Annotated in this window: 10 protein-coding genes; 2 read left to right on the top strand and 8 right to left on the bottom strand. The window is 42.4% G+C overall.

Annotated features, from left to right (window positions below; translation table 11 throughout):
- Positions 1–407: 407 nt before the first annotated feature.
- The 8 genes from HUS62_RS19710 to cysG form a co-directional block, all read right to left on the bottom strand.
- Positions 408–1,670 carry an aromatic amino acid transport family protein gene (locus HUS62_RS19710; protein ID WP_175080881.1) on the bottom strand — a complete coding sequence of 421 codons (1,263 nt, stop codon included), beginning with the start codon at positions 1,668–1,670 and terminating at the stop codon, positions 408–410.
- Positions 1,671–1,823: 153 nt separating this feature from the next.
- Positions 1,824–2,015 carry a hypothetical protein gene (locus HUS62_RS19705; protein WP_175080880.1) on the bottom strand — a complete coding sequence of 64 codons (192 nt, stop codon included), beginning with the start codon at positions 2,013–2,015 and terminating at the stop codon, positions 1,824–1,826.
- 172 nt (positions 2,016–2,187) lie between these two features.
- Positions 2,188–2,958 carry a 3'(2'),5'-bisphosphate nucleotidase CysQ gene (gene cysQ, locus HUS62_RS19700; protein WP_175080879.1) on the bottom strand — a complete coding sequence of 257 codons (771 nt, stop codon included), beginning with the start codon at positions 2,956–2,958 and terminating at the stop codon, positions 2,188–2,190.
- A gap of 3 nt (positions 2,959–2,961) precedes the next feature.
- The gene (gene cysC / locus HUS62_RS19695) at positions 2,962–3,558 is read right to left on the bottom strand and encodes an adenylyl-sulfate kinase (protein ID WP_058586654.1); all 597 of its coding nucleotides are present in this window, start codon (positions 3,556–3,558) and stop codon (positions 2,962–2,964) included.
- Between the two features lie 14 nt (positions 3,559–3,572).
- A complete protein-coding gene (locus tag HUS62_RS19690; protein WP_130166129.1) occupies positions 3,573–5,300 on the bottom strand; it encodes an SLC13 family permease in 1,728 nt (575 codons plus the stop codon).
- 32 nt (positions 5,301–5,332) lie between these two features.
- On the bottom strand, positions 5,333–6,757 hold the full coding sequence (gene cysN / locus HUS62_RS19685; RefSeq protein ID WP_175080878.1) for a sulfate adenylyltransferase subunit CysN: 1,425 nt from the start codon (positions 6,755–6,757) through the stop codon (positions 5,333–5,335).
- The gene (cysD, locus tag HUS62_RS19680) at positions 6,757–7,656 is read right to left on the bottom strand and encodes a sulfate adenylyltransferase subunit CysD (RefSeq protein WP_054564008.1); all 900 of its coding nucleotides are present in this window, start codon (positions 7,654–7,656) and stop codon (positions 6,757–6,759) included. The genes cysN and cysD overlap by 1 nt, the downstream gene beginning before the upstream one ends.
- A 35-nt stretch (positions 7,657–7,691) precedes the next feature.
- Entirely contained in the window at positions 7,692–9,113 is a 1,422-nt protein-coding gene (gene cysG / locus HUS62_RS19675) for a siroheme synthase CysG (protein ID WP_175080877.1), read from the bottom strand.
- Positions 9,114–9,384: 271 nt separating this feature from the next.
- Between cysG and deoC the strand changes: the two genes are divergently transcribed.
- Positions 9,385–10,128, top strand: a complete 744-nt coding sequence (deoC, locus tag HUS62_RS19670; RefSeq protein WP_175080876.1) for a deoxyribose-phosphate aldolase — start codon at positions 9,385–9,387, stop codon at positions 10,126–10,128.
- A complete protein-coding gene (locus HUS62_RS19665) occupies positions 10,118–10,618 on the top strand; it encodes a hypothetical protein (protein WP_058586658.1) in 501 nt (166 codons plus the stop codon). Before deoC ends, HUS62_RS19665 begins: the two co-directional genes overlap by 11 nt.
- Positions 10,619–10,644 lie beyond the last annotated feature (26 nt).

Raw genomic sequence — 10,644 nt, 5'->3', positions numbered from 1 at the left:
ATTATGAGCCCGCATATAAGCACGCAGTCTGACAAAATTAACGAAGGGTATTGTGCAATAGGAGGAGTCCATATAAGGCACTTCAGTGCCGAATCTAGACCAGAACAAACACATTCACGGCTAAAGTCATTCCTACAAGTACACTTTGCCTAGAGCCTAGAGCCTAGAGCCAGAGGAAGACGCAGCAACAATCACCCACACCGCGCGGCTGAACGCTGACGGCTGAAAGCTGATAGCTCTGTGTTGGGTTTCGCTTCGCATTAGCCAACCTACGCCAGACTTCCAAACTTTACTCTTTCAACTTTCCCCTCGCTAACTTTACTCTCGCTAACTTCACTCTCACATCTAAGGGACAAAAAAGCCCAGCCGGTTTCCCGGCTGGGCTTCTATATCTAGCAATGATGAGATTACTTAATCATGCTGTAGATAAGCGCAAATACGGCTAGAGAGCCAACTGTTAATACGAACAGTGTGCTTAAGCGGTTTCTGTATTTGTGTAAGCTAGGTACTTTATAAACGGCAATCATCGGCATGATGAAAAGGATCATGGCGATGATAGGGCCTGATAGCTGATCCATCATGTCTAAAATACTTGGGTTGATCACTGAGCAATACCAAATAGCGGAGAACATCATAACAGTGCCAATCTTATCGACGAGTTTAGGGTTCATATGGGCTTGCTTACTAACAAGGCCGTTGAAGCTTTCACGGGCACCTAAGAAGTGACCTAAGAACGAAGAGGTAATCGCAATAAAGGCAACTAATGGCCCTAAGGTCGCAATAAACGAGTTATCAGTGATATTGGCAAGGAATGACAAGATAGACACGTTATCAGCTTTTGCTTGTACCATTTGCTCAGTAGATAGTGACAGCACACACGAGAATACAAACAGTAAAACAAACACAATTAATAATAAGCTGGTGCGCTTTAGAATTGCTTCTGATTTCATTTTAGCATTGTTGCCATAGTGAGCACGCTGTACATGTACAAAGCTTGATATCGCAGCTGCGTGGCTAAATGAGAATACGATGATAGGTATTGATAACCAAAGTGTTTTCATGAAGCCTGAAAACTCAGGGACTGATACATCTGGCATTTGCCAGCTTGGGATCAAGTAAATCGATAAGAAAAACAAGATTGCGACAAGCGGATAAACAAGGATTGCAAAAGCACGTAACATCAATGCTTCGCCACCTAGCATTAAGCTAATCATACCGCCAACGAGCACACCAGATAACAGTACGCGTGGTGGAGATTCCATACCTAATTGATTAACGATAAAGCTATCGACAGTATTGGTTAATCCAACACCATAAATAAGTAAGATAGGGAAGATAGAGAGAAAATACAGTAAAGATATTAAGCGCCCTGCATTAATGCCAAAGTGTTCTTCTACAACATCGGTAAAATCCGCTTCAGGCTTTTTTGATGATAAAACAAATCGGGCTAAACCTCTGTGAGCTAAGTAGGTCATCGGAAAGGCAAGGCATGCCATGATAATCAAAGGCCAAAATCCGCCGATACCGATATTAATTGGTAAGAATAAGATCCCTGCACCAACTGCGGTGCCAAATAAACTTAACACCCATTGGGTGTCATGAAGGTTCCATTTTGAGTTACTACTTGTTGTCGATGCATCATACGGCATAGCATCTTGATGTGTGTTCATTAGCACTCCACTATTAGAATAATAATTGTCGCGCAGCATATAGAAAAGCGATTAAGAATGCATGTTTTAGCGTTGTATTTAGATAACTATGCTGTAAGGAGAGACTTACAAAGGAAGGTGGCAGGGCTTATTTATAAAGCCCTGTTGTGGTATTTATTCTGCTGCTGCAAGTGCGCGAGCTTTAATGTCTGCGGCAAATGCTAAACCTTTCTTAAAACGTGCCTCAGCTGCACTGATTTCACTTTCATCACCATTAGCGGCAAGCACTCCTTGTGAAAGGGCTTTATATAGTGCGCTAATTTGGGCCTCGTAGCCGGCTTCAATTGCTTTTTCAACAGTCGTCATGGTTATTCCTTTAATAGTTTGAGAGAGCAAAATACTATAGGAACAAAGGCTTATTGGCTAGGTTAAACTGATTGTAAAATAAGGAGTATTAAAGGGGCTAGAGTTAAGATGAAAGGATAGATGCTGGGTTTCGCTACGCTCTACCCAGGCTACGATATTTAACGGAACGCTTTTAGTTCTGTAATGCCGATACGACAAAATACGGATTCAGATACTCTTCTTTACTGTTATACAGTAGTGGGCTGCCATCGAGTTTGCTAACCGTTGCACCTGCTATTTCGGCAATCGCATGGCCAGCTCCGGTATCCCACTCACAGGTTGGGCCAAGGCGTGGGTATATATCTGCACTACCTTCGGCAACCAGACAAAGTTTTAGCGAGCTGCCCTTTGAAACCATTTCTACATCTTCAAACTGTTTTACGAATTCAGCTAAATCTGGAGAAGGGTGTGAACGACTGCCGACAACACGGATAAGCCCTTTATTTGGCTTACGAGTTACCTTAAGTTCGATACGCTCATCACCTTTATCTTTGAAGGCACCAATTGCTTCTGCAGCAATATACGACACACCTAATGCTGGTGCATCAACAACCGCTAATACCGGTTTACCTTTTTCTATCAAGGCAATGTTTACTGTAAACTCGCCATTTTTTTTAATGAACTCTTTGGTGCCATCAATTGGGTCTACTAACCAGTAGCGGTGCCAAGTTTGACGAATATCCCAGCTAATATCAGCGCTTTCTTCGCTTAGAATTGGTACATCAGGGGTAATATGTTGTAAGCCATTCACAATCACTTTGTGAGCTGCTAGGTCGGCGTCGGTCACTGGGCTTTCATCAGCTTTGTACTCAACATTAAAGTCCTTTTCGTAAATCCCCATTATTGCGCTACCGGCTTGGCGTGCGAGGAGTAAGATTTCTTCTAGCAGTTCCGTTTGATTCATGACTTAACCTATAATTTGCTGTTGTTTTAAATACGCTACCAGCTCTTGCACCGATTGGTCTAGGGTGTTTTTGCTAGTATCGATTTTAATTTCTGGCGATGTAGGGATTTGATAGTCTGAGTCGATACCAGTGAAGTGCTTAATTTCACCTGCTCGCGCTTTTTTATACAGCCCTTTAGGATCTCGGGTCTCACACACGTCGAGCGGGGTATCTAAAAATACCTCAATAAACTCACCATCCTCTACTAAGTTTCTTACCATATCGCGTTCGCTTTGGAATGGTGAAATAAATGCGGTTAATACCACAAGACCGGCATCGACCATTAGTTTTGCAGTTTCACCAACACGGCGAATGTTTTCCACGCGGTCTTCATCAGTAAAGCCAAGATCTTTGCACAAGCCATGACGAACATTGTCACCATCGAGTAGATAGGTGTGAACGCCTAACTGGTTTAATGCGCTTTCTAGTGCGTTCGCAACTGTGCTTTTGCCTGAACCTGAAAAGCCAGTGAACCATAGAATGGTTGGCTTATGTTTTTTTTGCTCACTACGCTGTGATTTGCTAATAGCGTAATTATGCCAAACGATATTTTCATCCATTGTCTTTACTCTCGTTATTGAAATGGGAATACCAGTGGTATAAGTATTAATACTGTAATCGAGTAAATAATCGATAAAGGCAAGCCCATGGCAATGTAATCTTTAAGGCGGTAATTTCCCGCACTGTAAACCATCAAGTTAGTTTGATAACCAAATGGCGAAATGAAGCTAGCCGATGCACCAAATGCGACGGCCATAATAAAAGGCAAAGGTGATACATCAAAACCAACGGCGAGTGCATACGCTACCGGAAATGAAAGCGCGGCAGCGGCATTATTGGTAATGAGTTCGGTAAATAAAACAGTCATTAAAAATATTGCGATAAATGCCCCGTAAGGCCCGAAATCACCTAATACGTATAACATGGCTGATGAAATTTCACCGGCAAGGCCTGTGCCTATCATGAGTTTGGCAAGGCCAATAGCACTCCCCACTACTGCGAGTAACTCAATCGGAAAACGACGTTTTACTTCACTTAGCTTGATTGTGCCTGTTAGCATTAAACCGATAAGAAGAACGAGTAGGCCCTTAACTAATGGTACTAGGCCTACAATACTTAACCCCAATACGGCAGCAAAACTTGCTAACACAATATTTGATTGCTTAGGTTTTAAATGAGTTTGTAAATCAAGGCCTGATATATAAACGAACTCACGTTTTAAATTAGGTAGCGAGTAAAACTCTTTGCCAGGCGCAAGGATCAATGAATCACCGGCTTGCAATTGAACTTTACCTAAGCCGCCTTGTAAACGGTCATGGCCGCGGCGAATAGCAATAACGGCTGCATGAAATTGTTCACGAAAGCGAACTTCTTTAATTGTTTTACCAATGTATTTTGAAGAATGGCTAACAACGACTTCAACTAGGTGCTCGACATCTTTCTCATGTTTGTCGTGAACAACTTTTAAGCCATCAAATCGGGTAAGCAGAGGCACAGACTTTATATCACCTACAAAAAGTAATACGTCACCTTCTTTGATAACTTGTTTTGGCGTAACTGCGCAAATACGTTTATCACCACGAATAATTTCAGCTAAGAACAAGTCTTTTAATTCACGAAGGCCATTTTCTTCAACACTTTTACCAATTAGCTTTGAGCCGGTTTCTACTTTACCTTCAAGGTAAAAGGGGACGACTTCTTGGTTATTTTTACCGTTATCTGGTAAATACCTAAGCATCACTAAAATAGTGATAAGGCCGACGCTCAATGCGCCTAAACCAATCAAAGTAAAATCAAAAAAACCAAGTGGCTCCATGCCCGCTTCAACGGCAAAGCCATTAACAATTAAATTGGTTGAAGTACCAATCAGGGTGATAGTGCCACCTAAAATAGCAGTGTACGATAAAGGCAATAAAAGCTTAGACGGTGAATGTGTCGGGCTTTCTTTTATCGAGCTAATCAGTGATGCCACTACCGCAGTATTATTGGTAAATGATGATAAAAAGGCGGTTGATAAACCAAGCTTGGTCACCGAACTTGTCAGGCTGCCTTTCGAAAGAGATTGAGCAAGTTTTTGTACTAAGGTGGTTTTTTCTACAGCTATCGAAACGAGTACAAGTAGAATAAGGGTAATTAAAGAAGGGTTTGCATAGTTAATAAGCATATCTTCAAGACTTATCAGCCCTGCTAAATAACTAATACCAATGGCGCCGACAAATAACCATGCTGGTTTTAGTCGAGTGCCAAAAAGGCACCCCACTAATACCAGCATAATGCCTGTTAATACCAGCTGTTGATACATGCTTTTTACTTCCTATAACAGGCGAATATTGATTATTTAAGCTTAGTTATATCAAGCGCTTGCCAATGAGGGAAGTGCTTGCGTACTAAAGCATTAAATTCAACTTCAAAGTCGCTAAAGCTACTTTGTTGCTCTTCAGTGCTAAGTAATTGCTCAATCATACCTGCCGCAACGGTTAGGTTTGATAGGCGGTCAATTAGGATAAACGCACCTGTTTCATGGTTGTTGTGGTACTCATCAGCCAAAATTGTTTCTGTAAGCTCTAAGGTTACAATAGCAATTTCGTTCAGTTGTAATGAGTCTGCTTGACCATGCTCAAGGGTATTTACATCAATCGTATGATCGATTTTTCTTACCACTGCCGAGGTGTTTTTGCTGCCTAACTTAAAGTTATAGCTTTTACCTAATACTAACGGTGCTTCATGCATCCATACTAATTTAGCTTGAATACGGTTTGTAACAGCGGCTTTTGAAGCGGCTGGTACAATCACATCGCCACGACTGATATCAATTTCGTCGTTTAACGTTAAAGTGATTGCTTGACCGGCTTCAGCGGTATCTAAGTTGCCATCGAAAGTCACAATCTCTTTGATACTTGAGCTTTTACTTGATGGTAAAACCTTTACTGCATCACCCACGCTGAACTTGCCAGAGGTTAAAGTACCTTGGAAGCCGCGGAAGTCTAGGTTAGGGCGTACCACATATTGCACCGGAAGACGTGCTTCAAAACCGTTATCAAGTTCTGCAGCTGGCGAGTCTTCAAGTAACTCAAGCAGTGGCTTATCAGTGTAGTAAGGTGTGTGCTCTGAGCGTGTAACTACGTTGTCACCTTTAAGCGCTGACATAGGCACAAACTTGATATTAGTAACGTTTAGCTGCTCTGCAAACTTAAGGTAGTCGGCTTTGATTTTTTCGTATACGGTTTCATCGAAGTCGACGATATCCATCTTGTTGATAGCAACAACAAACTGCTTAATACCTAGTGAGTCACAGATAAAGCTATGACGCTTAGTTTGTACTTGTACGCCGTAACGAGCGTCAACTAAGATAATCGCCACATCACTGGTTGATGCACCGGTTACCATGTTACGCGTGTACTGCTCATGTCCTGGCGTATCAGCAATAATGAACTTACGTTTTGCTGTTGAGAAGTAACGATAAGCAACGTCAATGGTAATACCTTGCTCACGTTCAGCTTGAAGACCATCTACAAGAAGTGCTAAATCAAGCTCTTCACCGGCATTACCGACTTTTTCATTGTCTTTATGCAGGGCTGCAAGTTGATCTTCATAAATTTGGTGACTGTCGTGTAAAAGGCGGCCAATCAGCGTTGATTTACCATCATCCACACTACCACAGGTCAGCATGCGTAAAAGGCTTTTGTCTTGTTGGCGAGCAAGGTAGGCGTCGATACCTAACTCTCTTACTTCATTAATCGTGTCGTTTGTTTTAGACATTAGAAATAGCCCTCACGTTTTTTCTTTTCCATTGAACCAGCAGAGTCGTGATCAATCACGCGGCCTTCACGCTCAGAAGAGGTTGAAAGCAGCATTTCTTCAATAATTTCAGTTAAGGTTCCTGCATTTGATTCCACAGCACCTGTCAGCGGGTAACAACCAAGGGTACGGAAACGGACAGATTTCATTTGTGGTACTTCGCCTTCTTCTAATGGCATACGCTCGTCATCAACCATGATTAGCGTGCCGTTACGCTCAACGACTGGGCGTTCTTTAGCAAGGTAAAGTGGAACCATTTCAATGTTTTCTTGGTAGATATACTGCCAAATATCAAGTTCAGTCCAGTTAGATAACGGGAATACACGAATGCTTTCACCCGGGTTAACTTGGCTGTTATATGTATTCCAAAGCTCTGGACGTTGGTTTTTTGGATCCCATCTGTGGTGTTTGTCACGGAATGAGTAAACACGCTCTTTAGCACGAGACTTCTCTTCGTCACGACGTGCCCCACCAAACGCAGCATCAAAGCCGTATTTATCTAACGCTTGCTTTAAGCCTTGCGTTTTCATGATGTCAGTGTGCTTTGCCGAGCCGTGTACAAATGGATTAATATCAATCTCTAACCCTTCAGGGTTTTTGTGGACGATTAAATCAAAGCCATACTCTTTAGCTAGGCGGTCACGAAACTCGATCATTTCCTTAAACTTCCAGTTGGTATCAACGTGTAAAAGTGGAAATGGGATCTTTGCTGGATAAAATGCTTTACGCGCTAAGTGTAATAACACTGATGAATCTTTACCGATTGAGTAAAGCATCACCGGGTTTTCAAACTCAGCAGCAACTTCGCGCATGATTTTGATACTTTCAGCTTCTAATTGCTGAAGGTGTGTTAAAGCCATTGTTAGTCGTCCTACTAAAATGATTAAAAGTTAAATTAAGCTACGCCAGTAATTGGCTGGGCAAAGCTGCTGGTTTGCTCTGTTTGACCAAACCATGCAAGCTGATGATGCAATGATGCAACTTCGCCAATAATTAATAAGGCGGGTGAGATAATGCTATGGCGCGAAATCAAATCGGCCAGCTCACCTAATTGCCCTGTAACCACACGTTGTTCTTTACGTGTGCCGTTTTCGATAATGGCAACGGGGGTATCTGCACCGCGGCCATGTTTTAATAGTTGTGCTTGAATATGCGGTGATTTAATCACTCCCATATAAATCGCTAAGGTCTGATTTGGCTTGGCAAGTGACTGCCAATCTAATTCTTGACCATCTTTTTTACAGTGACCCGTTACAAACTGAATGGCTTGCGCATGATCTCTGTGAGTAAGTGGAATACCTGCATAAGCGCTACAACCTGCAGCAGCAGTAATACCCGGTACGATTTGGTAACGCACTTTATTCGCGGCAAGAACTTGTACTTCTTCACCACCACGACCATAAATAAACGGGTCGCCGCCTTTAATACGGCATACTTTTTTGCCTTGCTTGGCAAAATCGACCAACATCTGATTGGTATCTTCTTGCGCCACACTGTGATCGCCTAACCTTTTACCTACGCAAACTAGGTCGGCATCACGGCGTACTAAATCCATAATTTCATCAGAAACCAAGTAGTCATATACCACCACATCGGCTTGTTGCATTAACTGCAGTGCTTTTAAGGTTAATAGCTCAGGGTCACCTGGGCCTGCACCTACAACATACACTTCGCCTTCTGGTTCTGGCTTTGCATCTAATAATTGCTCTAACTGCGCTGTTGCAGCTTCGGTATTACCCGCTTGTACTTTGCTTACAACAGATGAATCAAATACGCCTTCCCAAAACTGGCGACGATCTGCAAAGTGTTTAAAGCGTTGTTTTACTTTATCACGGAAACTACCAACTAATGTAGCAAGTGGACCAATATGCTGCGGAATGAGGGTTTCGAGTTTTTCACGTAAACGTCGTGCTAATACCGGTGCTGTGCCTGCGCTTGAAATTGCAATTGTGATCGGGTCACGGTCAACAATTGAAGGAAAAATGAAACTGCACTTAGGTTGGTCATCCACCACGTTAACGAAAATATTGCGCGCATTAGCAAGTTCGAACACGTCTTTGTTCACGCTTTCGATATCTGTCGCGGCGATTACCAGCATTTGGTGATCTAAATACTGCTCTTTGAATATATCAGTGATCAGGTTAACTTCGTTTTGCTCAGCAAGGGCAAGTAGCTCATCACAAAATTCAGGGGCGACTAGCGTCACATTGGCACGTGCTTTTAAAAACGCACGGCATTTGCGTAATGCGACATCTCCACCGCCGACTACCAGCACAGGTTTGTCGTCTAATTTGGTAAAGATTGGTAAATATTGCACTTTGTTCTCACCCCTAAAACACATCAAGAAACTGCTTATTGCAGGCAAGCAGAATATAGTGCTCTAAAAAAAGTAAAAAATAATTAAAACCAAGTTTATATAACTAAAAGTTATACCGGGTGGTTTGTTTTGGCTTAAGACTTAGTTAACAAGGGATTGCGGCGAGTTACAAGTAAATAAGCAGCCTTATGGTGATTAGTTATGATTTATAGCCGAATGATAAAAATTTGCTACTATAGGTCACTAATATGGCAACACAAATATAAGAGCTATGACTAAAATGCAAACAAGCGCTGCCCAAGCGGTGGCACTGATGGACTTAACAACTCTGAATGACAGCGACACAACAGAAACCATTAATAACTTGGTTGCCAGTATTGAGCCAACGTTAGGCATTCCTGCAGCGGTCTGTGTGTATAGCCAGTTTGTAAGCGACGCAAAGCTTGCTCTCGCTGAGCGCGAACTACAGCAAGTCAAAGTGGCTACCGTTACTAACTTTCCTAGTGGGGATGAGCCGTTAGAGCAAGTGCTAAATGAAACCTTATTTGCCATTGAACGCGGCGCTGATGAAATTGATTTAGTGATCCCATACAAAGCGCTTATTGCTGGTGATGAGCGCAAAGTTTTAGAGTATGTCAAAACGTCAAAAGAGGCATGTGGCACTCAAGCGCAGCTTAAAGTCATAATCGAAAGTGGCGAATTAAACGATGACCTCATTGCAACAGCAACTCAGCTGGCAATTGATGGCGGCGCTGACTTTGTTAAAACCAGTACAGGTAAAGTGGCTGTTAATGCAACGCTAGCTGCAACAGACATCATGTTGAACAGCATAAAAGCGAGTGGTAAAAAGGTTGGTTTTAAGGCGGCAGGTGGGGTCAGAACAGTCATCGATGCTGCTGAGTATTTAGCCCTAGCTGAGTCAATTATGGGTGAAGCGTATTTACAACCTGAGCTATTTCGTTTTGGCGCTTCTGGGTTATTAAAAGATGTGTATGCAACATTAAATGAATCGTGAAAGTGAACAAGAGAAAATAGCGCTCGAGCACGGCGCAGCAAAGTTGTTTTTGCGCTGTTACGAAAAGCAGTTTGGCGTAAGTATGCGTAATATTTGGCATAACACGCCGAGCAAACCAGACGTGAGTTGTTATAAAGGTGATGAACGGCTTGATATTGAAGTCGCACATTTATATGCCAGCGAAACGGAAGCAATGGCGGTGTTAGGTCGGCCGCTGTCTATCTCAATGCAACGAGATCTCGCTGAAATGGCTTTAGCACCGAGTAACGAGCGTTTGCACTGTGCTTTGCATCGCTTGCTAGCACAAAAAGCCAAGAAACACTACGAGTCTACTCAGCCTTGGTTATTAATTCGAAATGCCAGTACTATATGGCATCTTGATGATTTTAAGTCAGTACTTACTCACCTTGATGTGCCTAAGCACCATCCATTTCAACAAATTTGGTTGTTATGTGATTTTTATCGTGGTGAGTTATTACAAATTTTATAACTAAGGTTTTAAACAGCCAGTGCTGG

It is taken from the genome of Pseudoalteromonas sp. 0303 (assembly GCF_013349995.1).
Taxonomy (GTDB): Bacteria; Pseudomonadota; Gammaproteobacteria; order Enterobacterales; family Alteromonadaceae; genus Pseudoalteromonas.
This window is presented reverse-complemented; position numbering and strand designations above follow the sequence as displayed.